Annotated in this window: 21 protein-coding genes and 1 pseudogene; 11 read left to right on the forward strand and 11 right to left on the reverse strand. The window is 62.0% G+C overall.

The window, feature by feature from the left end; genetic code table 11:
• Positions 1-20: 20 nt before the first annotated feature.
• From ACIOAU_RS06855 to ACIOAU_RS06870, 4 genes are all read right to left on the reverse strand, one after another.
• Complete coding sequence (locus ACIOAU_RS06855) at positions 21-1,631, reverse strand: ABC transporter substrate-binding protein (RefSeq protein WP_150569527.1); 1,611 nt, start codon at positions 1,629-1,631, stop codon at positions 21-23.
• Between the two features lie 46 nt (positions 1,632-1,677).
• Positions 1,678-2,715, reverse strand: coding sequence for an ABC transporter permease (locus ACIOAU_RS06860; RefSeq protein ID WP_101318624.1), 1,038 nt, complete (start codon positions 2,713-2,715; stop codon positions 1,678-1,680).
• A 64-nt stretch (positions 2,716-2,779) separates the two neighbouring features.
• A complete protein-coding gene (locus ACIOAU_RS06865; RefSeq protein ID WP_150569528.1) occupies positions 2,780-4,390 on the reverse strand; it encodes an ABC transporter substrate-binding protein in 1,611 nt (536 codons plus the stop codon).
• Between the two features lie 69 nt (positions 4,391-4,459).
• On the reverse strand, positions 4,460-5,614 hold the full coding sequence (locus tag ACIOAU_RS06870) for a mandelate racemase family protein (protein WP_101318620.1): 1,155 nt from the start codon (positions 5,612-5,614) through the stop codon (positions 4,460-4,462).
• A 352-nt stretch (positions 5,615-5,966) separates the two neighbouring features.
• Here ACIOAU_RS06870 and ACIOAU_RS06875 point away from each other — a divergent pair, with 352 nt between their 5' ends.
• Entirely contained in the window at positions 5,967-6,692 is a 726-nt protein-coding gene (locus ACIOAU_RS06875) for an oligogalacturonate-specific porin KdgM family protein (protein ID WP_101318618.1), read from the forward strand.
• Between the two features lie 83 nt (positions 6,693-6,775).
• Positions 6,776-7,600, forward strand: a complete 825-nt coding sequence (locus tag ACIOAU_RS06880; RefSeq protein WP_150572971.1) for an NAD(P)-dependent oxidoreductase — start codon at positions 6,776-6,778, stop codon at positions 7,598-7,600.
• A 21-nt stretch (positions 7,601-7,621) separates the two neighbouring features.
• Here ACIOAU_RS06880 and ACIOAU_RS06885 read toward each other — a convergent pair whose 3' ends face one another.
• Positions 7,622-8,101: an isochorismatase family protein gene (locus ACIOAU_RS06885; RefSeq protein WP_401180868.1), complete on the reverse strand. Its 480-nt coding sequence runs from the start codon at positions 8,099-8,101 to the stop codon at positions 7,622-7,624.
• Positions 8,102-8,251: 150 nt separating this feature from the next.
• Here ACIOAU_RS06885 and ACIOAU_RS06890 point away from each other — a divergent pair, with 150 nt between their 5' ends.
• Positions 8,252-9,559 (forward strand): MFS transporter, encoded by a 1,308-nt coding sequence (locus ACIOAU_RS06890; protein WP_401180870.1) that lies wholly within the window; start codon positions 8,252-8,254, stop codon positions 9,557-9,559.
• Between the two features lie 22 nt (positions 9,560-9,581).
• Here the strand turns inward: ACIOAU_RS06890 and ACIOAU_RS06895 are convergent.
• Positions 9,582-9,807 (reverse strand): annotated as a pseudogene (locus ACIOAU_RS06895) (hypothetical protein).
• The gene (locus ACIOAU_RS06900) at positions 9,804-10,118 is read right to left on the reverse strand and encodes a DUF2834 domain-containing protein (protein ID WP_101318610.1); all 315 of its coding nucleotides are present in this window, start codon (positions 10,116-10,118) and stop codon (positions 9,804-9,806) included. The pseudogene ACIOAU_RS06895 and the gene ACIOAU_RS06900 overlap by 4 nt, the downstream one beginning before the upstream one ends.
• A gap of 109 nt (positions 10,119-10,227) precedes the next feature.
• On the opposite strand from ACIOAU_RS06900, the gene ACIOAU_RS06905 reads away from it, so the two are divergent.
• Complete coding sequence (locus tag ACIOAU_RS06905) at positions 10,228-11,040, forward strand: helix-turn-helix domain-containing protein (protein ID WP_401180874.1); 813 nt, start codon at positions 10,228-10,230, stop codon at positions 11,038-11,040.
• On the opposite strand, the gene ACIOAU_RS06910 is transcribed toward ACIOAU_RS06905, so the two are convergent.
• Complete coding sequence (locus ACIOAU_RS06910) at positions 11,037-11,978, reverse strand: LysR family transcriptional regulator (RefSeq protein WP_401180877.1); 942 nt, start codon at positions 11,976-11,978, stop codon at positions 11,037-11,039. The genes ACIOAU_RS06905 and ACIOAU_RS06910 overlap by 4 nt on opposite strands.
• A gap of 156 nt (positions 11,979-12,134) precedes the next feature.
• Between ACIOAU_RS06910 and ACIOAU_RS06915 the strand changes: the two genes are divergently transcribed.
• The 3 genes from ACIOAU_RS06915 to ACIOAU_RS06925 are packed head-to-tail and all read left to right on the forward strand — an operon-like array spanning position 12,135 to position 16,277.
• Positions 12,135-13,277, forward strand: a complete 1,143-nt coding sequence (locus ACIOAU_RS06915) for an iron-containing alcohol dehydrogenase (protein ID WP_401180880.1) — start codon at positions 12,135-12,137, stop codon at positions 13,275-13,277.
• A gap of 46 nt (positions 13,278-13,323) precedes the next feature.
• The gene (locus tag ACIOAU_RS06920) at positions 13,324-14,667 is read left to right on the forward strand and encodes an MFS transporter (RefSeq protein ID WP_401180883.1); all 1,344 of its coding nucleotides are present in this window, start codon (positions 13,324-13,326) and stop codon (positions 14,665-14,667) included.
• A gap of 20 nt (positions 14,668-14,687) precedes the next feature.
• Positions 14,688-16,277, forward strand: coding sequence for an aldehyde dehydrogenase (NADP(+)) (locus ACIOAU_RS06925; protein ID WP_401180886.1), 1,590 nt, complete (start codon positions 14,688-14,690; stop codon positions 16,275-16,277).
• A gap of 55 nt (positions 16,278-16,332) precedes the next feature.
• On the opposite strand, the gene ACIOAU_RS06930 is transcribed toward ACIOAU_RS06925, so the two are convergent.
• Positions 16,333-16,815: an Lrp/AsnC family transcriptional regulator gene (locus ACIOAU_RS06930; RefSeq protein ID WP_101318597.1), complete on the reverse strand. Its 483-nt coding sequence runs from the start codon at positions 16,813-16,815 to the stop codon at positions 16,333-16,335.
• Positions 16,816-16,976: 161 nt separating this feature from the next.
• Here ACIOAU_RS06930 and ACIOAU_RS06935 point away from each other — a divergent pair, with 161 nt between their 5' ends.
• The 3 genes from ACIOAU_RS06935 (at position 16,977) to ACIOAU_RS06945 (ending at position 19,251) form a co-directional block, all read left to right on the forward strand.
• Positions 16,977-18,017, forward strand: a complete 1,041-nt coding sequence (locus ACIOAU_RS06935; RefSeq protein ID WP_188035748.1) for a zinc-dependent alcohol dehydrogenase family protein — start codon at positions 16,977-16,979, stop codon at positions 18,015-18,017.
• Between the two features lie 386 nt (positions 18,018-18,403).
• Positions 18,404-18,802: a GFA family protein gene (locus ACIOAU_RS06940; protein ID WP_181089490.1), complete on the forward strand. Its 399-nt coding sequence runs from the start codon at positions 18,404-18,406 to the stop codon at positions 18,800-18,802.
• Positions 18,799-19,251 (forward strand): GNAT family N-acetyltransferase, encoded by a 453-nt coding sequence (locus ACIOAU_RS06945; RefSeq protein WP_401181119.1) that lies wholly within the window; start codon positions 18,799-18,801, stop codon positions 19,249-19,251. Before ACIOAU_RS06940 ends, ACIOAU_RS06945 begins: the two co-directional genes overlap by 4 nt.
• A gap of 40 nt (positions 19,252-19,291) precedes the next feature.
• Here ACIOAU_RS06945 and ACIOAU_RS06950 read toward each other — a convergent pair whose 3' ends face one another.
• Positions 19,292-19,804, reverse strand: coding sequence for an AAA family ATPase (locus ACIOAU_RS06950; protein ID WP_401180891.1), 513 nt, complete (start codon positions 19,802-19,804; stop codon positions 19,292-19,294).
• Between the two features lie 274 nt (positions 19,805-20,078).
• Here ACIOAU_RS06950 and ACIOAU_RS06955 point away from each other — a divergent pair, with 274 nt between their 5' ends.
• Complete coding sequence (locus ACIOAU_RS06955; protein WP_401181122.1) at positions 20,079-21,305, forward strand: MFS transporter; 1,227 nt, start codon at positions 20,079-20,081, stop codon at positions 21,303-21,305.
• Positions 21,306-21,313: 8 nt separating this feature from the next.
• Here the strand turns inward: ACIOAU_RS06955 and ACIOAU_RS06960 are convergent, their stop codons facing one another.
• The gene (locus tag ACIOAU_RS06960) at positions 21,314-21,607 is read right to left on the reverse strand and encodes a hypothetical protein (RefSeq protein WP_401180894.1); all 294 of its coding nucleotides are present in this window, start codon (positions 21,605-21,607) and stop codon (positions 21,314-21,316) included.
• Positions 21,608-21,840: the final 233 nt, after the last annotated feature.

Genomic DNA, 21,840 nt, shown 5'->3' on the forward strand with positions numbered 1-21,840 from the left:
CGCAGGCGTCCCGGCGGGGTTCAGCGTTGCTTGTAGACGCCCAGGTAACGGGTCGCCTCGGCGTCGTCGCCGGTGAAGCCCTTGACGTCGGCCGCACTGACCGCGGTGTCGGTCATCTGCGAGATCATCATGATCGGCCCGACCTGCTTGTCGTACAGGGTCTGCGCCTGGTGGTAGAGCTTGAGGCGCTGGTCGGCGTCGCGCTCGACCCCGGCTCGATCGATCAGCTCGTTGAGCTGCTGGTTGAAGAACGATGCGCGCCAGCCCTGGAAGTTAGGCAGGCCGGCGGCGTCACTGTTGTCGGGGTTGTAGACGAAGGTGCGCAGGCTGAAGTACGGGTGCGGGTAACGCTCGGCACCGCGTGCGACGATCATCTCGAAGTTGCGCGCGCGCATGGCGCCGTACACCTGGTTGCCGGTGCCGGTGACGATGGTGGCCTTGATCCCGCCCTCGGCCAGGGTCGCCTGCATACGTGCGGCAATGTCGATGAACGGCGGCTCGGACAAGGTCCGAATGGTCGTATTGAACCCGTTCGGGTAGCCCGCTTCGGCGAGCAGCGCCTTGGCCTTGGCGACGTCCATGGTGTAGCCAGGATCAGGCAGGCGGGCAGCCAGGCCCAGCTGCATCGGTTGCTGGTTGAGGGTGCCGTAGTGCGGCATGACCTGCTGGTCGATGCCCTGATAGTCGATCAGGTTGCGCACCGCTTCGCGCACTTGCTGTTTGGCGAACTCGGGCTGTTTCATGCTCATCGCCACGTAGTACATGGTGCCGCGCTGCAGCGCCTGGACCTGCAACGCGTCCGAGCGCTCGATTGCCTTGATATCCGGCGCAGCCATGCCGTAGGCCAGGTCGAGGTCGCCGCGCTCGAGCATCAGGCGCAGCGACTGCGATTCGGTCATGTGCCGCACCAGCACGCGCTTCATCTTCGCCGGCCCGGCCCAGTAGCCGTCGAAGCGGGTCATCACCAGGCTGTCATTGGCGCTCCATTTGCTCAATGTGAACGGGCCGCTGCCGGCTTCGTTGGTGACCAGCCAGGCAGCACCGAGGTCGCCGTTTTTCTCGTGTTGCAGGGCCTGCTTGCGGTCTACGACGACCGCGCTGGGCGAAATCGCCAGCGAGTCGATCACCAGCAAAGGATCGGTCGGCTGCGGCAGATCGATCACCAGCGTGTGCGCGTCGGTGGCGCGGATAGACGCCTGAATGTTGTCGAGGTTGTAGCCGTAGGCCTTCCAGGTGGTGGCCAGGCCGAAGTTGAGCTTCATCACCCGATACAGCGACCAGGCCACGTCTTCAGCGGTCAGCGGGTTACCGGAGTGGAACTTGACGTCGCTGCGCAGCTTGAAGGTGATCTGCTTGCCGTCTTCACTCACCGTCCAGCTTTCAGCCAGTTGCGGCACGTGCCGCTCGGGGTTGCCGTTGTCGCGCTTGACCAAGGTGTCGTAGAGGTTGGCGTTGATCCCGGAAGCGTCCAGGCCAGGCGCGTTGGCCGGGTCGATGGAGAACAGGTTGACCATGCTCATGCCGACGATCAACTGGTCGGCGGGGGTTTTCGCCTGGGCTGCCAGCATCGGGCTCAGCGCCAGGATCGCGCCGAACAGGCTGTTGCGCAGGGTCGGAAATACAATATTCATGGGGCATCCTTTTTTATAGTTATGGGTTCGCGCTTGCCGCGCAGGCTTAGCGGGTCCTTGGATCGAACACCTTGTACAGCGCGTCGCTGATCAGGTTGAGGGCAACGAAGATCAAGCCAATCACCAGCACACAGCCCATCACCGCGTTCATGTCGCCAAGCATCAGGCTGCTGGTCAGGTACTGGCCGAAGCCCGGCCAGGCAAACACCGTCTCGATCAGCACCGCGCCTTCGAGCAATGAGCCGTAGGCCAGTGCGACCACGGTCAGCAACTGCACGAGAATGTTGCGAAAGGCATGGCCCCAGACCACCTGACGGCGCGACAGGCCCTTGACCCGGGCGGTGATGATGTACTCCTGAGACAGCTGCTCGAGCATGAAGCTGCGAGTCATGCGGCTGATGTAGGCCACCGAGTTGAGGCCCAGGATCAGCGCCGGCAGGACGATATGCCGCAGCGCGCTGGTGAAGGCTTCCCAGTCGCGGGCCAGGGCGGTGTCGATCAGCAGCAGGCCGGTGACGTCCGGCACCATGCCGTCGTAGGCAAGATCGATCCGCCCTGCTCCGCCAGCCCAGCCGAGCCAGGCGTAGAACACCAGCAGGCCCATCATGCCGACCCAGAAGATCGGCGTGGAGTAACCGAACAGAGTGATTACCCGCGCCAGGTGATCGCCCATACGCCCCTGATTGCTGGCAGCGACAACGCCCAGTGGCAGGCCGATGAGGATGCCGAACAGGATCGCCAGGGTGGCCAGTTCGATGGTCGCCGGGAACACCCGTTTGATGTCTTCCAGCACCGGGTGACCGGTCAGCAGGGCGTTGCCGAAATCACCGTGCAGGAGGTCGTTGAGGTACATGCCGAACTGGGTCCAGATCGGCTGATCCAGACCCATCGCCCGATAGACCTGGTCATAGGTGGAGCTGTCGGCGTCTGGACCGACCACGGCCAGCACCGGGTCCAGCGGCATTACCCGACCAATGAAGAAGGTCAGCGCCAGCAAACCGAGCAGGGTCACCAGCACCGTACTCGCCCGGCGGGCAGTACCGGACGCGCGCGCGCCCAGCACAGAGGCAGTCGAAACAAACATAACAGGCTCCTGAAAAAGCGTTTACCAATCACCGGCCGGCCTGGGCAGTGCGCCCCGGCTCGACTCAACGCGACTTGTAGACGTCCTTGTAACGGGTGGTGGCCGCGGTATGGCCCTGGTAATCCTGAACATCGTGGTAAAGCACCACGGTGTCGGTCATTTGCGACACGGGCAGGATCGCCCCCACCTGCTCGTCGAGGGTGGCCTGGATCTGCTGGTACTGGGCCTGTTGCCGGGCTTTGTCGGGTTCGACTTCGGCTTGCTCGATCAGGCTGTTCAACTCAGGGCTGTAGAACGACGTACGCCAGCCCTGGAAATTGCTCAGTTTGGCTTCGTCGCGGTTGTCCGGGTTGTACACCAGGGTGCGCAGGCTTGAATGCGGATGGCGCTCGGCCCCGCCGCCGCCACGCCCGACCAGGATGTCGAAGCTGCGTTCGCGCATGGCGCCGTAGATCTGGTTACCGGTGCCGGTGACGATGGTTGCCTGGATGCCGGCCTGGGCCAGGGTCGCTTGCAGGCTGGAGGCAATGTTGATGAACGGCGGCTCGGTGAGGACACGAATGGTGGTCTTGAAGCCGTTCGGGTAACCGGCGTCAGCCAACAGCTGTTTCGCCTCGGCGACGTTCAAGGTGTAGCCCGGATCATCCAGCCGCGCCGGCAAGCCGAGCGGCAGCGGGCGCTGGTTGAGCTGGCCGTAGTGCGGCATGACCGTCTGGTTGATGCCCTGATAGTCGATCAACGAGCGCACTGCCTTGCGTACACGGGCATCGTCATAGGGTTTGTTCTTGACGCTCAGTGCCACGTAGTAAAGGGTGCCGCGCTGGACGGTCTGGGTGCGAACCTTGTCGGACTTTTCCAGTGCTTCGATATCCGGTGCTGACATGCCCTTGGCCAGGTCCAGATCACCGCGCTCGACCATCAGGCGCAGCGACTGCGATTCGGTCATGTTGCGCATGACGATGCGCTTGAGCTTGGCCGGACCACCCCAGTAACCGTCGAAGCGGGTCATCAGGATCACATCGTTGGCGCGCCAGTCATTGAGAATGAACGGGCCGCTGCCGGCCGCATGAGTGGTCAGCCAGGCGCCGCCCATGTCATTGCCTTTCTGGTGCTGCTGGACCACTTTGCGGTCGAGGATGAAGGCGCTGGGCGAAGTGGCCAGGGTGTTGAGCACCAGCATCGGGTCGGTCGGGCGTGGCAGTTCGAGGACGAAGGTATGCTCGTCGCTGGCGCGCAGGTACTGCTCGGCGTTGCCGGCATTGAAACCATAGGCTTTCCAGGTCGACGCCAGGGCCAGGTTGAGCTTGAGCACGCGCTGCAGCGACCAGGCTACGTCTTCGGCGCTGAGGGCGTTGCCGGACTGGAATTTGACGTCCTTGCGCAGGTTGAAGGTAAGGGTCTTGCGGTCTGCGCTGACCTGCCAGCTTTCGGCCAGGGCCGGCAGCAGCTGGTCGGGTTGTTTGACATCCTGCACCAGCAGCATGTCGTACAGGTTGGCATTGACCTCGGAAACATCCAGCCCGGTCGCCGCAGCGGGGTCGAGCGAGAGCAGGTTGATCATGCTCATGCCGACGATCAACTGATCGGCCGGGGTCTTGGCGAATGCTGCAGGGACTGAGGTGAGTGCCAGCGACGCGGCAAACACCCCTGCCCAGAATGTGGGAAGTACGTTCATGTGAGATAGCCTTTTTATAGTTATTGGACTCTCGGGCGGCACGCGATGGCGCGCGCCGCCATGCACGAATCAGAAGCTGTGCAGCGTATTGGTCTCGACGTAGTCGAAGTCGATCTCCTCGCCCAGGCCCGGCAGGTCAGACAGGTGCACGAAGCCGTCCTGGTCCATCGGGTCGACCAGGCGCTTGAGGTAGGCCGGGACGTCGTCGTACTCGAGGAACGGGTGCAGCAGGCCGCGCTCGTACCAGCTGCAGTTCTTGATGGCGCCGACCACCGCCAGGTTGGCCGCGCCGTTGCCGTGGATCTCGCAGTCCATGCCAAACGCTTCGGCCATGTGCGCAACCTTCAGGCACGGGGCGATCCCGCCGACACCGGCAACCCCGGCGCGGAGAATGTCACAGACATCGTTCTTGACCCAGCTGGCGCGGCTCAGGTGCTTGCCGCCCAGGCTTTCCGGGCCAAGGATAGGGATGTCCAGCTGCCCCGCCAGCCAGGCATAGGACTCGGCCGAGTCTTCCATCATTGGCTCTTCGAACCAGGCGAAGTCGAGCTTCTCCAGCGCGCGGCCAACGGTCAGCGCTTCGGTCCGGCTGTACCAGTGGTAGCCATCGATCATCAACGCGATGTCCGGGCCAACCGCCTCACGCACCGCGGCGCAGGCCTTGATATCCATGCTCACGCTCGGCGCGAACGACACCGGCGGCATCCAGGTGTGCAGCTTGATTGCCTTGTAGCCACGCTTGACCAGGGTTTCGGCGAAGCGGCCGTACTCTTCCGGGGTCGACAGCCCACCTTCGAGCTCATCGCCACACATGGTTGAACCGTACGCCGGAACCTTGTCGCGAAAGCCACCGATCAGCTTGTGCACCGGCAGGTTCAGCTTGCGCCCGGCCCAGTCCCACAGCGCCTGTTCAACCAGCGCCAGCGCGCGGTCGGTCAACTGGCTGGCACTGCCGCGCTGCCAGTGTGCCAGGTCGTGCCAGATCTTTTCGCGGTCGAAGGCGTTGGCGCCGACCAGCACTTTGCGCACGAAGCCATCCAGCACGTACGGGCGAATCAGCTCGGGCGCACCCAGTGCAAAACCCTCGTTGCCGCATTCGGTCTTGATCCGCAGCAAGGCCATTTTGGCCTGGGTGACATCGCCCGGATGGGCATGGCCGGCGCTGTCTACGGCGCGTCGGGTGGGGTAGGAAAATACCTGGACGTTTACTGCAGTGATGATCATGGACGTCTGAGCCTTCTTATTGGAATTGTGGCGGAAAGGTCACGCTCTGGGGATGATCCTACGTCATCATACAACAATTGAAAAGCACCCCTTTGAAACTTTATAAACCGCGCAAAACCTCCCTTCTCTATACGCCATCAGCGACCTGGCACCCCGCCACGAACCTCTACAAACCTTGATATAGATGGCCTAATCCATGTCATCAGACAACATTTCAATAAAAAATAGACAACCCTAAAGTTGTACGATAACTTATTTGAAACATTTGCCACGGAGGGCATCCCCCACCCCGCACTCATCCTCACTGCCCGACCTCATAACGACCTCAACAAAAACAAAAAAAGAAGATCGCATGAACACCACACTCCGCACGCTTATCGCTGTCAGCACGCTTGGCCTGTCGCTCTACGCCCACGCAGATTCGGCCAGCATCAACTACCGGCACGGCTTTACCGAAGACGACAGCATTCACTCCGACCGGATCAAGCTGAACTACCGGATGGACAGTGGCCTGGGTTTTGGCGCCGAGATCAAATACAAGACTGCCGGCGACCGCGAAGACGTCGCCTACGACAACATGGTCAACAACGGCCATGAATTCACCGTCGACTACAACCACAAGCTCAGTGCCAAATCGACGCTGACCCCGGCCTTCCAGATGGACAGCTCGAAAGACGCCACCACCTACAAGTTCGGCCTCAAGTACAGCTACAAGATCAGCGACACCTGGTACGTCGCCAGCCGCGTACGCCACGACGCGCGCAGCCTCGACCGTGATCAGATCGATCACAGCAAAGAGCACCGCGCCAAGGACAACCAGAACACCACGCGCCTGGAAGGCTGGCTCGGCTACACCCCCAAAGGGCCGTGGGCGTTCGAGTATCAGTACATCCACTTCAGTACCGATTACATCCGCTACGACAACAAGAAGAGCGACTACGAGCAGAACCTGATCATCAAGTACAAGCTCAACAAACAGTGGGCGCCATTCATGGAGATCGGCGACATCAAGGTCAATTCCTACACCGATGACCGCCAGGCGCGCTGGCGCCTGGGCATCCAGTACAACTTCATGTAAGGCCTCGCTGGCGGGCGGCCACAAGGCCTGCCCGCTGCTACCGAGCACCGCCGAACCTGCACCTCCAACTACAGGCACCCGCCATGACTGCACCCTCCTCCACCTCGACCAAACCCTTCAACCGCCTGCTGCTGACCGGCGCTGCCGGCGGCCTCGGGCAGATCCTGCGCGATGCCTTGCAGGCGCACGCCAATGTCGTGCGAGTATCCGATATCAGTGAGATGGCGCCCGCTGCCGGCGACCATGAAGAAGTGGTCAGCTGCAATCTGGCCGACAAAGCCGGCGTGCATGCGCTGGCCGATCAGGTGGATGCCATCGTCCACCTGGGCGGTATATCCACAGAGCGCAGGTTCGAAGATATTCTCGACGCGAACATTCGCGGCACCTTTCATATCTATGAAGCGGCGCGCCTGCACGGTATCAAACGGGTGGTGTTCGCCAGCTCCAATCACGTCACCGGGTTTTACCCGCAGGATGTCCAGCTCGATGCTCATTCGCCGCGCCGACCGGACTGCTACTACGGGCTGTCGAAAGCCTACGGCGAAGACCTGGCGACGTTTTATTTCCATCGCTACGGCATTCAGACCGTGAGTTTGCGCATAGGCTCGTCATTCCCGGAACCGCGTAACCTGCGCATGCTCTCGACCTGGCTGAGCTACGCCGACCTGGCCCACCTGGTCGAACGCGCGCTGCTCGCAGAGGACGTCGGCCACACCGTGGTGTATGGCGTGTCTGCCAACCGTGACCTGTGGTGGAACAACCGCTACGCCGCGCACCTGGGGTTTGCGCCGCAGGACAGCTCCGAGCAGTTTAGGGGCAAGCTGGAGCAACTGCCCCAAGCCGCGGCGGACGAGCGCAGTGCCCTGCTGCAAGGCGGCGCCTTTACCAGCGCTGGCCCATTCGATTGAGCCCGGTCAGGTCGCAGCGGATCAGCCATGCAACCCGGCAAGTACCTCGGCCCGCGTGGTGACTTGGCGAAAGTGGTGCTGCCACAGCTCGATGCCGAGTTTGCCGGAACGGTCCAGCGACGAGCCGATGGTGAGGTCGGTGACCAGCGTCGGCGACAGACCGGCATCGAACAGGGCAAAGCCTGCGGCGAGCACGCAGGTTTCAGCTTGCAGACCACACACCAGCACACGCTCGACGTCCATCTGCTTGAGATAGTCGAGCATCGCTGCAGTGGGCCCGTAGCCGTGCTTGATAAACACCTGATCGACCTCCACCAGGCACTCATCCTGCGCCGCAGGGTGCCAGCCAAGCTGGCGCTCGAAGGGCGTCACCTGCTCGTCATGCAACTCGACCGAGGCAATGGTGGGGATGCGCGCAGAAAACGCCCGCACACCATCAACCAGCCATTCCGGCGGGCTGAACGTGGCCTGAACATCGACAACAAGCAAAACCTGACGCATAGGTTGTTCCGAATACCTGCAGAAGCCGGGCATTATATCGACGGATCGGCATGCCGGGTGTTTCCCGCCGGCATTGCCTCTGTTCTTTAGCTGCGGCGCCCGACAAAGCGCTGCAGCATGCGCTGCTCGCCCGCGCGTCAGGAGACCCGAATGCACCACCCCACAACCGCCCATGGCGCAGTCGCGCAGGGCCCGCACGCGCTCTATCGCAGGGTTACCTGGCGGCTTATCCCGTTTCTGTGCCTGTGCTACCTGGCGGCCTACCTGGACCGCATCAACGTCGGCTTCGCCAAGTTGCAGATGCTGACTGACCTGCAGTTCAGCAGCGCCGCGTATGGCCTGGGCGCGGGCTTGTTCTTCGTCGGCTATATCCTCTTCGAGGTACCCAGCAACCTGATCCTGCAACGGGTCGGCGCCAAGCTGTGGATCGCCCGCATCATGATCACCTGGGGCCTGTTGTCGGCCTGCACGCTGCTGGTAACCACCGCCACTCAGTTCTACCTGGTGAGGTTTCTGCTCGGCGTGGCCGAAGCGGGCTTTCTGCCGGGCGTGCTGTTCTACCTGACCCAGTGGTACCCAAGCTACCGGCGCGGGCGGATCATTGCCCTGTTCATGATTGGCCTACCGCTGTCGAGCGTGATCGGCGGGCCGTTGTCTGGCTGGATCATGAGCAGCTTCGACCAGTTGCACGGCCTGCGCGGCTGGCAGTGGCTGTTCTTGCTGGAGGCGATCCCCAGTGTGCTGCTGGGCGTTGCGACCTTGTGGATTCTGCCCAACAGCTTCCAGCAGGCACGCTGGTTGTCTGATGACGACAAGGCACAACTGGCTGCCGACCTCGCGGCAGACGATGCCGAAGACACAGGCAGCAAGCAGCGCTTTCGCGATGGCTTCTTCAACCTCAAGGTGTGGATGCTCGGCGGCATCGACTTCTCGATTTTGCTCAGCGCCTATGCCATGGGGTTCTGGATGCCGACCTTCATCCGCGACGCGGGGGTCAGCGATACCTTCCACATTGGCCTGCTCACGGCCATTCCGAGCCTGGCAGCGCTGATCGGCATGCTGCTGATCGGCGCCAGTTCCGACCGCTATCGCGAACGCCGCTGGCACATCATCGTGCCCTTCATTGTCGGCGCGATTGCCATGGCCAGCAGCACCTTGTTCAGCCATAACCTGCTGATGACGGTACTGCTGTTTGCCATCGCTTCAGCAGCGATCATCGGTGCAGTGCCGGTGTTCTTCAGCCTGCCGGCGACGTTTCTCAAGGGCACTGCGGCGGCCACTGCCTTCGCCCTCGCCTGCTCGCTGGCGAACATTGCCGGGCTGGTCAGCAACTCGCTGATGGGAGTGATGACCGACCTGACCGGCAACGCCCATGCCGCGCTGTGGGCATTTGCCGTCTGCCTGCTGCTCAGTTGCCTGCTGGTGATCGCTCTGCCGGCCAGGCTGGTCAACCGTTGATAGCCGCCGTAGCGGCGCGGCGTCATCCCATCGCCAGTTGGGTGGCAATGACCGCGCAAAAGCCCAGCAGGCATACCAGCGCAACCGCATAGCAGATCGTTCGCCACGGCTGCACACCGGCCAGATAGGTCAGTGTTGTGGAACGCCAACACGCTTAAGCGCAGGTGGCCCTGATAGCAAGAGATCGCAAGCAGCTTGAGAAACAGCAGCACAACACACAGCGCATACACCTGCAGGGCGTCATTCATGCTGGACGCTCACTGCTAACGCCTCGGATGGCCAAATACAGCAGCGGCCCCAGCGAGACGAACACCGCGGTCAGCAGCAAGTAAGGCAGCAGAGAAATCCATGTTCCACGACGGCGACAGTTATCGCTGACCATCCAGCAGCAGCCCAGCCCTGCCATCAGATACAGGTCGATGACGACCTGAGCTGTATCAGGGCGCGCCATCAGTTCCAGGCCAAACGCGACGAGCGACTGCTCGGCATTCAGCAGAGTCCAGCCGGTATACGCCGCAAACGGCACCAGCAAGGTCAGGGCAAGCAAACGCAGGGTCATCAGCCACTCCTTGGGTAGGGTTCGCCGGCAGAGTAGTGATAGTGTTGCGCCCTCTCAATGACCTGACAGGTCATGGACACAGGGCACCAAGGACGGTCAGAGTCGACGTATGAACCAGCCAATTTTCCATCGCCAGCAACCGGCCCCGAGCGCCTCGGCCGGTCAGCAGGTCCGCCAGTTGCGTCAGAAGGCGCGCCTCAGCCAGCTCGAACTGGCGCTGCTGGCCGGGGTTTCGCAGCGTCACTTAAGCTGCGTCGAAACTGGCCGTGCCAAAGCCAGCCCGAGCACTCTGCATGCCCTGCTCTCGGCCCTGGCCGCACCGCTGGAGCAGTGCAACCAGGTGTTCGTCGCCGCCGGCTACGCCCCGCGCTACGCCACATCGCCGCTGGATGCGCCGGAGATGAAGATGGTCCACGAAGCTATCGAACATATTCTGCACGCGAACAACCCGGCGCCGGCCATCGTCATCGCCAGCAACTGGGATGTCACCGCGGCCAATGCCAGTGCCGGCTTGCTGTTTGCCATGGCCGGCATCGCGCCCGAGGCGACTGCACGGCTGAATTTGCTCGACACACTGCTGCGCCCCGGCGGGTTGGGTGATCGGCTGGCCAATGCCGACGAGATTCGCGCGGTCGCCTGGCAGCGTGCGTCGCGGGAGGCCGTGGCTAGTCCCGAGCTCGCGCAGTTACTACGCGAGCTGCCGGCTCCCGCTGCTCAACTGCACGCGCCCGCAGCCATGCCGGTGTTGCTGACGCGGGTGAATACCGCGGAGGGTGAGCTGAGGTTTCTGTCAACCTTCACCACCTTTGGCATGCCGCTGGACATCACCGTGGAGTCGATGCGGATCGAGCATCTGATTCCGGCAGATGCGCCGACCCGGCAGCGGATGACGGCGGCGTATGAGCACTGGCTCGCTGGTTAACGCGTCGAGCCGCCAGCAGCAGCGCTGAGCAGCAAGCCGCGAAGCTGCTGCATGGCCGGCGTTTCCTGACTGGCCTGGCGTGTAACCAACTCATACGGGTCACTCACCGATTGGATTGCCAGCGGCAGAATGCAGATGCGGTGATGCTGCAGACACTGCTGGGCCACATCGATAGACACCAGCGCGACGAATTCAGGCTGGTTCTGCAACAGCGACAAGGTCGCCAGAATCGACGTGGTTTCCACCAGGTGCAGCGGGAAGCGCAGGCCGGCATCGTGGAATTCACGCTCCAGTTGCACGCGCATGGGCATGTTCGCCCGGTAGACAATCCAGCGGTTCTCGGCCAGCTGCTCCAGCCTCAAGGTCGCGGCGTCCTTGAGCGGATGATCGACGCTGGCGATCACTGCAAGTGTCTCGTGCTGGACGAACTCACTGGCGAACAAATGCGGTGAGCTGCTGACAGAGGTTCGGCACACAGCCATGTCCAGGCGGCCACTCTCAATCTGGCTGAGCAGAAACTGGCTGGTGCCCTCGACGATCTCGAAGGACATTTCCGGCTGGATCGCCGTGAGTTCTGATACCGCCTTCATCAGCAGCGGCACGGCGCCCATGATCGCACCCACCGCAAGCCTGCCGCCGACTCCACGCAAAATCGCATCGAGGTCATGCCGCAGGTTGGACAGGTCGGCCTGGATCACCCGAGCGGATCTGATCGCACAGTGGCCGGCAGCGGTCGGCTCCAGGCCACGGTTGGTGCGTCTGAACAGCAGCGTACCAAAGGTCGTCTCGATCTCCTGCAACGCTTTGCTCGCACCGGGTTGAGTGAGCCCGACGCTGTCGGCCGCGCCGAGCAGCGAGCGGTGCGCATCCAGCTCGATCAACAGGCGCAAATGCCTGGCGTGCAGCCGGGACATGATCGAGTTCAGCGATGGCGTCATTGGCTATGAGTCCTGGTTATAGCTGTATGGATTGTTCTCAGTACCACAGCCGTCAGGGGATTTCTATACTGGCCCCGCACGATGACGCACCCGGTGCGCCAGCAAGGCCCTGAGATTGGCCAAAAACAAAGAAGCCAAAAGGCTCCAGGAGAGCGCATGTCCCTGATCAACTACATCACTCAAATCCAGTTCGAGGTCGGCGCGATTACGCTGCTGCCCGTCGAATGCCAGCGCATTGGTATAACCCGACCTTTGATCGTGACCGACCGCGGCGTACGCGCCGCCGGGCTGGTCGACCGCGCGCTTGACGCCTTCGAAGGCGCTGACATGGCCCTGCCGATCTACGACGCTACGCCACCCAACCCAAACGAGAGCGCAGTCCGCGAAGCAGTCGCCATGTTCCGCGAATGTAACTGCGACGGCATCATCGCCATTGGTGGCGGCTCGGCCATCGACCTGGCCAAAGGCGTGGCCGTCTGCGCCCGCCATGAGGGCCCACTGAAGCGCTTTGCCGTGATCGAAGGCGGCCTTGCCCACATCACCGCCGCCACTGCGCCAGTGATTGCGGTACCGACCACTGCTGGCACGGGCAGCGAAGTCGGTCGCGGCGCCATCCTGATCCTCGATGACGGTCGCAAAGTCGGCGTGATCTCACCGCATGTAGTCCCTAAGTCAGCCATCTGCGACCCTGCGCTGACCGTAGGTTTGCCCGCCGCAATGACCGCTGCCACCGGCATGGACGCTATTGCGCACTGCCTCGAGACGTTCATGGCGCCTGCGTTCAACCCGCCGGCCGACGGCATTGCCCTGGACGGGCTATGGCGCGCCTGGCGCTTCATCACCGCTGCCACCGCCGACCCGCACAACCTCGAAGCGCGGACCAACATGATGAGCGCGTCACTGCAGGGCGCCCTGGCATTCCAGAAAGGCCTGGGCTGTGTGCATAGCCTGAGCCACGCGCTGGGCGGCATCAATCCGCGCCTGCACCACGGCACGCTCAACGCGATCTTCTTGCCGGCGGTGATTGCCTTCAATCGTCAGGCGGCGACGATGACCGCTGAACAGAAGACGATGCGCATTGCCCAGGCCATGGGCCTGGCTGACGACAGCCAGATCGAAACGGCCCTGCGTGACATGACCCGTGCCCTGGGCTTGCCGACAGGCCTGCGTGAACTGGGCGTCAGCGAAGCGATGTTCCCAGGCATCATCCAGGGTGCCCTGGCCGACCATAGCCACCGCACCAATCCCCGTGAAGCCAGTGCCGAGGACTACCGCTGGATGCTCGAGGCGTCCATGTAAACCCAAGCCGACAGCTAATCCCCAATAACAATAAAAGTGAACAGCCATGACCAGTAAATATGCGCAAGCCGAGCTTGACCGCACCGCAGAGACGGTGGCCAGCCGAAACCCGTTCAAGAAATACCAGTTCATCACTGTCAGCCTGCTGCTGGTGATTGGCATCATCAACTATGTCGACCGCAGCGCTCTGTCGATTGCCAACACCTCAATCCAGCGCGACATGGCCATCACGCCTTCGCAGATGGGCATCCTGCTGTCGGCGTTTTCCCTGGCCTATGCCTTCTCGCAACTGCCGCTGGGGGTGATCATCGATCGCCTGGGCAGCAAACTCTCGCTCGGCGCCGCCCTGTTGGGCTGGTCGGTGGCGCAGACCGCCTCGGGCCTGATCAACAGCTTCTCGGCATTCATCGGCCTGCGCATCGCGCTGGGCATCGGCGAAGCGCCGATGTTCCCCTCGGCGGCCAAGGCCCTGGCGGAATGGTTCGAGGCAGAAAAACGCGGGACGCCCACCGGCATCGTGCTGTCCTCGACCTGCATCGGCCCGTGCATCGCCCCGCCGCTGCTGACCCTGCTGATGATCAACTGGGGCTGGCGCGGGATGTTCATCGCTACCGGCGTGTTCGGCATCGTCATCGCGCTGTGCTGGTTCGCCTTCTACAAGAGCAAGGAGCGTTACCTGGCTGAATTGCCTGCCGAAGAACGCGAGCGCCTGCTGGCGTCGCAGACTCAGCAACAGGCCAACGTGGCACCGAAGCCAAGTTTGAAATCCCAGCTCAGCGCCTGGGCTGAACTGTTCCGCCACAAGAGCACCTGGGGCGCAGTGCTGGGCTTCATGGGCGTGATCTACATGCTTTGGCTGCACCTGACCTGGCTGCCCGGCTACTTCGAGCGTGAGCACGGTCTGGGCCTGTATCAGACCGCCTGGGTGGTGTCACTGGCTTACGTGTTCGGCGCCTTGGGCACCATCGTCGCCGGCCGGCTCTGCGACCGCCTGGTGAAAAAAGGCGGCACGGTGCTGGGCAGTCGCAAACGGGTGGTGATCAGCGCGTTGCTGGCAGCAGCGGCGTTCACCGTGCCCCTGGCCTTTGGCAGCGGCATTGTGCTCAGCCTGGCCCTGCTCTGCTGCGCCTTGTTCAGCATCAACATGGCCAGCTCCACCGCCTGGATGATCGCCAACACCATCGTCGACAGCCGCCAGGTCGCGTCATTCGGCTCCATTCAGAACTTCGGCGGCTACCTGGCAGGATCGGTGGCACCGATCGTCACCGGCTTCAGCATTCAGCAATCGGGCTCGTTCGCCTCGGCATTCCTCATCAGCGCCGTCGTCGCAGCGGTTGCCGCCATGGCTTACCTGTTGCTGTTGAAGCAGCCGATTTCTTCTGACAAGTAAATGGTTTACGGAGTAGAGCAATGCCACTTACCGGCGAACAAATAATCGGGCATCAACTGATTCGTGGCCAAGGCCGTGAACTGCTGGCGATCAACCCCGCGACTGAAGAGGCCATCCCCGCCCCTGTGTTCAACTGCGCCAGCGCCAACTTGGTCAAACAGGCCTGCGAGCTTGCCGACCAAGCGTTTGACAGCTTGCGTTCGACCAGCCCGGAACGGCGCGCGCAGCTTCTCGAAGCGATTGCCGACGGTATCGTCGGCCTGGGCGCAACCCTGCTTGAGCGCGCCCACAGCGAAACCGGGCTGCCTCTGGCCCGCCTGGAAGGTGAGCGCGGGCGTACCGTGGGCCAACTGCGGCTGTTTGCCTCGGTGCTGCGCCAAGGCCGCTGGCAGCAGGCGACCTTCGACTCTGCCCTGCCCGACCGAGCGCCACTGCCGCGCCCGGATCTGCGTATGTGCAAGGTGGCGCTGGGACCTGTGGTGGTGTTCGGCGCCAGCAACTTCCCGCTGGCGTTCTCGGTCGCGGGCGGCGACACGGCCTCGGCACTGGCCGCAGGCTGCCCGGTGATCGTCAAGGCGCACCGAGCACACCTGGGCACCAGTGAGCTGGTCGGGCGCGTGATCCAACAGGCTGTACAGCAGCTGGAGCTGCCCGAAGGCACTTTCTCGCTGGTGGTGGGTGACGGCAATGACGTTGGCCAACAACTGGTCGCCCACCCGGCCGTCAAGGCCGTTGGCTTCACCGGCTCGCGCAGCGGTGGCCTGGCCTTGCTACGGGCAGCCGCGGCGCGTGCCGAGCCGATCCCGGTGTACGCCGAGATGAGCAGCGTCAACCCGGTGTTCCTGCTGCCAGGCGCACTGGCAGCGCGAGCCGAGACAATAGCCGCAGGCTTTGCCGACGCGCTGGCACTGGGCGCCGGCCAGTTCTGCACCAACCCAGGCATCCTGCTGGCCGTTGCAGGGCCTGAGCTGGAAACGTTCGTTGCCCGTGCCGGAGCCTGCCTGGCTGACAAGGCCAGCCAGACGATGCTCACAACGGGCATTCACCAGGCATACCTGACCGGCCTGCAACGGATCGCTGCGCAGCCCGACACAGCACTGGTCGCCGCTGGCCAGCCGCCTTCTGGCGCGACGCAAGCGCAGGGTCATTTGTACCGCACGACCTTCGCCAATGTCGCGGCCAACCCGCAGCTGCTGGAAGAGGTGTTCGGCCCTGCGGCAATCGTCATCAGTTGCCAGAGCGTGGACCAGATGCTGGCCTTCGCCAGGTCGCTTGAAGGTCAGCTGACGGCAACCTTGCAGTTGACGGAGCAGGACCTGGAGGTTGCGCGCAGCCTGGTTCAGACGCTGGAGAAGAAAGCCGGCCGGCTGCTGGTCAACGGCTTCCCTACCGGCGTCGAAGTCTGCGATGCGATGGTCCATGGCGGCCCCTTCCCGGCCACCTCCGACAGCCGCAGCACGTCGGTCGGCTCGACCGCCATCGAGCGCTTCCTGCGACCGATGTGCTATCAGAACCTGCCGGATGCCTTGCTGCCTGACGCGCTCAAGCAAGACAACCCACTGCAGATCTGGCGCCAGCTTGACGGGGTAACCACAGCGCCGCTTGGCTGAATGAGCTTCGCCAGTAGCCAGCGCAAACGGTGCCCTGGTTACTGGCATCCGCCTGTCAAATACTCACCAGCTCGGTCACCGGCAGTCGATTGGAAGTCTTCAGCTCACGCAGGGAAATATTGGACCTGATACTGGAAACGCCCGGCAGGGTCCTCAGCACTTTTTCAACAAACCGGCTGTAGCTGTCGAGATCTCTGGCCACTACCTGCAACAAAAAGTCGGCCTCCCCCGTGGTGTTGTGACAGCTCAGCACCTGCGGCGCCGATTCGATGATCCGTTCGAATTTTGCAGTCGCTTCCTCACTGTGGTCCGTGCAGGAAATCTGCACGAAAGCCATCACCCCAAGGCCCAGCTTCTTTCTATTGAGCACTGCCTGGTAGCCTTCGATGACCCCACACTGCTCCAGGCGCTTTTGCTTTCGCCAACAGGAGGCTTCGCTCAAGGACAACTGCTCGGCAAGCTTGACGTTGGACAGCCTGCCGTCGCGTTGCAGTCTGTCTGATATCGCAACATCTACCTTATCCAGGCGTTCGGTCATGAAAGGACTCTTCAAAAGAAATGACTTTAAGCAAAGTTAATTTCAGCCAACCCTCAAAGTCAATTGCACTCTGAAAGGCAATTTCAGCTTGATTGCGGATAATTGACCGCACCCCAAGCGCTGAACCAGATTGTGCTGCCATGCACACGGAGGTCGTTGCCATGAAAGCTGTAGTGTACGAAGCCTTTAACCAGCCACCGCGCCTGATGAACGTCGCCGACCCAACCCCGGAGCGCCACGGCGTGGTCATCGAGGTCAAGGGCACCGGCGTATGCCGCAGCGACTGGCATGGCTGGAAAGGCCATGATCCCGACATTCAGTTGCCACACGTGCCAGGGCATGAACTAGCCGGAGTCATTGCCGAGGTCGGCAGCCACGTCAGCCGGTGGAAAGTCGGTGACCGCGTTACCGTACCGTTCGTGGGGGGGTGCGGGGCATGCCCGGAATGCAACAGCGGCAATCAGCAGGTCTGCCACAGCCAGTTCCAACCTGGCTTCACCCACTGGGGCTCGTTCGCCGAATACGTAGGCATCCACCACGCGGATCTGAACCTGGTCGCGCTACCCGAATCGATGGACTATGCCACTGCTGCTAGCCTGGGCTGTCGCTTCGTCACCTCATTTCGTGCGGTAGTTGATCAAGGCAAGGTCAGCGCGGGCCAATGGGTCGCCGTGCACGGCTGCGGTGGGGTTGGCCTGTCCGCGGTGATGATCGCTAACGCCCTGGGCGCGAATGTGGTGGCAGTCGATATTGCCGATGACAAACTGGCGCTGGCACGCACGCTGGGCGCCGTTGCCACGATTAACGCTACTCAGGTGGCGGACGTTGCCGAAGCGGTGATGGAGATTACCAAAGGCGGTGCGCATGTATCGCTGGACGCGCTGGGCCATCCGACTACCTGCTTCAACTCGATCAATAACCTGCGCCGTCGCGGCAGGCACGTACAGGTGGGCCTGATGCTCGCCGACCACGCCAGCCCGGCCGTGCCGATGGGCAAGGTGATTGCGCACGAACTGGAAATCTGCGGCAGCCATGGCATGCAGGCACACCGCTACGATGCCATGCTCGAGATGATTCACAGCGGCAAGCTGGCCCCGGATAAGCTGGTGGGCAAGACCATCAGCCTTGAGCAGTCGATTGATGCACTGGTGAACATGGACCGGTTCGAGACGGCAGGCGTGACGGTGGTCACGCAGTTTTGAGGTGGTGGTGAACCTTGCCTACTGAGGCCGCTGCGTAACTGCCTCAGCGGGCGACCAGCCCCCACCCAACGCTCGCTATGCCGCAATTTCATCAGAACCAGAGCACCGGGCTGGATCCGTTCGATGCAGTCTGGTTCAGGATTGGGGTGCAGCCACGTAGTGTGGAGATAACGACCTGACGATGTGAGCGTGGGAATTTGGGGCTGCTTTGCAGCCCTTTCGCGACACAAGGCCGCTCCTACAGGGGACCGCGTCAGCAGGTATTGCGCGGTCCCTGTAGGAGCGGCCTTGTGTCGCGATAGGGTCGCGCAGCGGCCCCATTACCCGCGACTAGACCCACCCAGCACAACTGGCTACGCTGCTCCTTCGCTCCCTTGGAGAAGCACATGACCGAAACCCATCGCGGCAGTTGCCTCTGCGGCGCCGTCAGCTACCAGCTACTCACACCGCCAAAAGCCGTCAGCCACTGTCATTGCAGTCAATGCCGCAAAGGCCACGGCGCCGCATTCGCGTCATACGCCAGCGTGCCACGCGACGCGCTACGCATCCTCAGTGGCGAGTCGAGCATCAGGGCCTATGCATCATCAGCCACAGTAAAACGTGAGTTCTGCAGCGAGTGCGGATCAACGCTGTTCTGGTCGCGCTCAACGGGTGAGTTCGCTGACTGGGTTTCGATTGCACTGGGCACGCTCGACACACCGTTGCTGCCAGCCAAACAGAAACACGTTCATCTCGAGTCCGCAGCACCTTGGTACACCCCCAACTCAAGCCGGGGCATAGGATGACTTCTGTGATTCGACCGGCAACCGTGGCGGACGCAGCAGCAATCAGCGCGGTCGTGATTGGCGCATTGCGTGTGTCCAACGCCAGGGACTACTCAGCAGACATCATTGAACAGGTGCAACGCAGTTTTTCACCCGCAGCGGTCGAGCAACTGATTGCCTTGCGTGAGGTGTATGTCGCAACTCTGCAAGATCAGGTAGTAGCTACGGCGAGCCTGGATGGCGGTGTGGTGCGCAGTGTATTTGTGAGGCCTGATTATCAGCGCCGCGGGGTTGGGCAGCAATTGATGCGCAAACTTGAGGCAGTGGCGCAGGCCAGAGGCCTCGGCGTGTTGAGCGTGCCCTCGTCGATTACTGCTCAGGCATTTTATCGGCGCTTGGGCTTCAGCGAGGTTCGCGACGAATTTCACGGTGCCGAGCGCACGATCATCATGCAAAAGACATTGCGATAGAAGCAGAAGCGGCCCAACTTCACGAGCGCACCGCGAATCCTTAGTCGAAACTCGCCAAAAACGCCTGAGTATCTTGATCAGAGCGCAAGCAAACCACCCGGCAACCCCGCGGTGCATCCGCCACCAACTGCTGCATCTTGCGCCGCGCCGACTGCCTGGTTTGCCACATGAAGCGGAAAAACTCAGGCAGATTGCTCAGCAACTCTGGGCAATCTGCCGGCAGGTCAGGCCGGGTTCGACCACGATTGAGCAACGTCCTTAGCAACACCCGCCAGAACCGCAGCGGAGTCGATCGGTCAATCCAGATCAACAGTTCGGCGCGCGCCAGCCGATTTTCCCAGGTCGCCGAATGCCCTCCTTCAAAGATCCACCGCTCACCCGCCTCGACCTCGCCGCACAGTCGGGTCTTCTCATCCCGGCTGCGTTCAACCCAGCCGGGCTGCCAGTGAATGGTGTCGATGTGCACGACCGGCAAACCAGTGCGTTCGCCCAGCTGCCGCGCCAGGGTGCTTTTGCCCGAACCCGGCTGCCCAACAATCATCACCCGTTGCATCGAAGCTCCTTTTCGCTGTGCGTGCTGAATCGAGGGGGCGCGATTGTAAGGGGGTGACCGGCACTGTCAATGCTGATCTGCCAGTTTCAGCCAAGATAGAAGCGCGCGCATGGCTGGCACTGGCAGCCGCTCTGTTCAGTACCTTTCATCGATACCACTGATGATTACTATCGAACCGCACGCCTGCCCGCTTGCCGCAGGCGACTTCTATAATGCCCGCCAATCCGCCCTCTCCCGCCTGCTCAAGGCGACCTCATCCTTGGAAACTAGCCTCATGCCAAGCGCCAGCCAGGCCCCTAGCGGCCTCCCTGAACACAATCAACAAAGCGTCGCACAGCAGTGGCTGGCGATCCTCTCGGTCGCTGTGGGCGCATTTGCCCTGGTTACCAGCGAGTTTCTGCCAGTGGGCGTGCTCAACGACGTCGCCCGCGACTTGGGCATCAGCGCCGGCCACGCCGGGCTGATGGTCACCGTGCCGGGCATCATGGCGGCCCTCGCTGCCCCGCTGCTGTCAGTCGGCATTGGCACTATGGACCGCCGTTACCTGCTGATCGGCCTGACCCTGATCATGATCATCGCCAACGCAGTGGTGGCTTACGCCAGCGACTTCAGCCTGCTGCTGTTCGGCCGCGTGCTGCTGGGCATCAGTATCGGTGGCTTTTGGGCCACCGCGATTGCCCTGAGTGGCCGCCTCGCGCCCAAGGGTGTCGGCGTGGCACAGGCGACCTCGATCATCATGGTCGGCGTAACCCTGGCCACCGTGCTCGGCGTGCCGGTCGGTACCTGGCTGAGCGGGCTGATGGGCTGGCGCATGACCTTCCTGGTGACCGCACTGGTGGGCATTCCGGTGCTGCTGGCGCAGGTACTTTTGCTACCGCGGCTCAATCCGGAAAAGGCCATCCGCGTCAGTGACCTGCCGGCGTTGTTCATCAATCCGCAGGCGCGGATTGGCCTGATTGCCGTGTTGCTGATTGGCCTGGCGCACTTTGCGGCATACACCTACGTGGCGCCGTTCTTCAAACAGAATGCCGGCTTCGACGGGCCGACCATTGGCTCGCTGCTGTTGCTGTACGGCGTGGCTGGTGTGCTGGGCAATATCTTCGCCGGCTTTGCCGCCAACCGCAGCGTGCGTCATACCTTGATGCTGGTGGCTGTAATGATCGGTATCAGCACTGCACTGTTCCCCCACTTCGCCACCGGCATGACCGGCGCGGCCATCTTGATTGCGCTGTGGGGCTTCGCCTTCGGTGCGTTCCCGGCCTGCGCCAGCATCTGGATGTTCATCGTTGCACCCAAGGACGTCGAACGCGGCATGCCGCTGTTCGTGGCGATGTTCCAGGTGATCATTGCGCTAGGCTCGTTCTTTGGTGGGCAGATCGTCGATCAGCTGGGTACGGCAGCGTTGCTCAGCCTGGCAACTGCTTTGGTCGGCTGCGGCTTCATGACGGTGCTGGTGCTGGGCCGCAAGGTCAGCAACCGCCTCGCGGTGCAGCCCTGCTGAGCCCGCGATCAACTGAGCGGCCAGAGCAGTTCCGCCAGGCTGGAAAGGCCATCGTTGAAGCGCCGTAGCGATCCGTCTTTCAGGCAAACAGCAAACACCAGCAATGGGGCATTCACGCAACAGAATGCGAAGATGCCCCAGAAGCCCTTGTCCAATAGAAAGATCGCAGTAACCGTCAGCACCAATACGGCGATAAACAAGTAGCCCATTCGCAACGGGATCAAACTTCTGCGATCTGTGTCGATGTTTCGCATCGCAGGCCTCTGCGCGGTGGTTAAGTAGACTAGTTCGGCGCGCAGCATGCTTGATTGCCGTAAATAACTACATAGCTGGGCTACATGGCGGTCAGCCATTTTGGCAAATCTGGAAGAGGTTTTTCCGATGATCCTTAATGTTTTCGGCTCTGTGTTCGATAACTAGAGAATCTTCCCGCCTGGTCTTCCAGGCATCGAATGGATTCTTCGACATGCTTCTGGGTAATCTGCGCCTGCAAACCAAGCTGTTACTGTCGCTCACCGTGGTCAACCTGATCAGC

The organism is Pseudomonas sp. NPDC088322 (assembly GCF_044740745.1).
Lineage (GTDB): Bacteria > Pseudomonadota > Gammaproteobacteria > Pseudomonadales > Pseudomonadaceae > Aquipseudomonas > Aquipseudomonas shirazensis.

Coding starts and splice junctions, on each gene's coding strand:
- ACIOAU_RS06855 (WP_150569527.1), bottom strand. CDS start 1,631: ATGAATATTGTATTTCCGACCCTGCGCAACAGCCTGTTCGGCGCGATC.
- ACIOAU_RS06860 (WP_101318624.1), bottom strand. CDS start 2,715: ATGTTTGTTTCGACTGCCTCTGTGCTGGGCGCGCGCGCGTCCGGTACT.
- ACIOAU_RS06865 (WP_150569528.1), bottom strand. CDS start 4,390: ATGAACGTACTTCCCACATTCTGGGCAGGGGTGTTTGCCGCGTCGCTG.
- ACIOAU_RS06870 (WP_101318620.1), bottom strand. CDS start 5,614: ATGATCATCACTGCAGTAAACGTCCAGGTATTTTCCTACCCCACCCGA.
- ACIOAU_RS06875 (WP_101318618.1), top strand. CDS start 5,967: ATGAACACCACACTCCGCACGCTTATCGCTGTCAGCACGCTTGGCCTG.
- ACIOAU_RS06880 (WP_150572971.1), top strand. CDS start 6,776: ATGACTGCACCCTCCTCCACCTCGACCAAACCCTTCAACCGCCTGCTG.
- ACIOAU_RS06885 (WP_401180868.1), bottom strand. CDS start 8,101: ATGCGTCAGGTTTTGCTTGTTGTCGATGTTCAGGCCACGTTCAGCCCG.
- ACIOAU_RS06890 (WP_401180870.1), top strand. CDS start 8,252: ATGCACCACCCCACAACCGCCCATGGCGCAGTCGCGCAGGGCCCGCAC.
- ACIOAU_RS06900 (WP_101318610.1), bottom strand. CDS start 10,118: ATGACCCTGCGTTTGCTTGCCCTGACCTTGCTGGTGCCGTTTGCGGCG.
- ACIOAU_RS06905 (WP_401180874.1), top strand. CDS start 10,228: ATGAACCAGCCAATTTTCCATCGCCAGCAACCGGCCCCGAGCGCCTCG.
- ACIOAU_RS06910 (WP_401180877.1), bottom strand. CDS start 11,978: ATGACGCCATCGCTGAACTCGATCATGTCCCGGCTGCACGCCAGGCAT.
- ACIOAU_RS06915 (WP_401180880.1), top strand. CDS start 12,135: ATGTCCCTGATCAACTACATCACTCAAATCCAGTTCGAGGTCGGCGCG.
- ACIOAU_RS06920 (WP_401180883.1), top strand. CDS start 13,324: ATGACCAGTAAATATGCGCAAGCCGAGCTTGACCGCACCGCAGAGACG.
- ACIOAU_RS06925 (WP_401180886.1), top strand. CDS start 14,688: ATGCCACTTACCGGCGAACAAATAATCGGGCATCAACTGATTCGTGGC.
- ACIOAU_RS06930 (WP_101318597.1), bottom strand. CDS start 16,815: ATGACCGAACGCCTGGATAAGGTAGATGTTGCGATATCAGACAGACTG.
- ACIOAU_RS06935 (WP_188035748.1), top strand. CDS start 16,977: ATGAAAGCTGTAGTGTACGAAGCCTTTAACCAGCCACCGCGCCTGATG.
- ACIOAU_RS06940 (WP_181089490.1), top strand. CDS start 18,404: ATGACCGAAACCCATCGCGGCAGTTGCCTCTGCGGCGCCGTCAGCTAC.
- ACIOAU_RS06945 (WP_401181119.1), top strand. CDS start 18,799: ATGACTTCTGTGATTCGACCGGCAACCGTGGCGGACGCAGCAGCAATC.
- ACIOAU_RS06950 (WP_401180891.1), bottom strand. CDS start 19,804: ATGCAACGGGTGATGATTGTTGGGCAGCCGGGTTCGGGCAAAAGCACC.
- ACIOAU_RS06955 (WP_401181122.1), top strand. CDS start 20,079: ATGCCAAGCGCCAGCCAGGCCCCTAGCGGCCTCCCTGAACACAATCAA.
- ACIOAU_RS06960 (WP_401180894.1), bottom strand. CDS start 21,607: ATGCTGCGCGCCGAACTAGTCTACTTAACCACCGCGCAGAGGCCTGCG.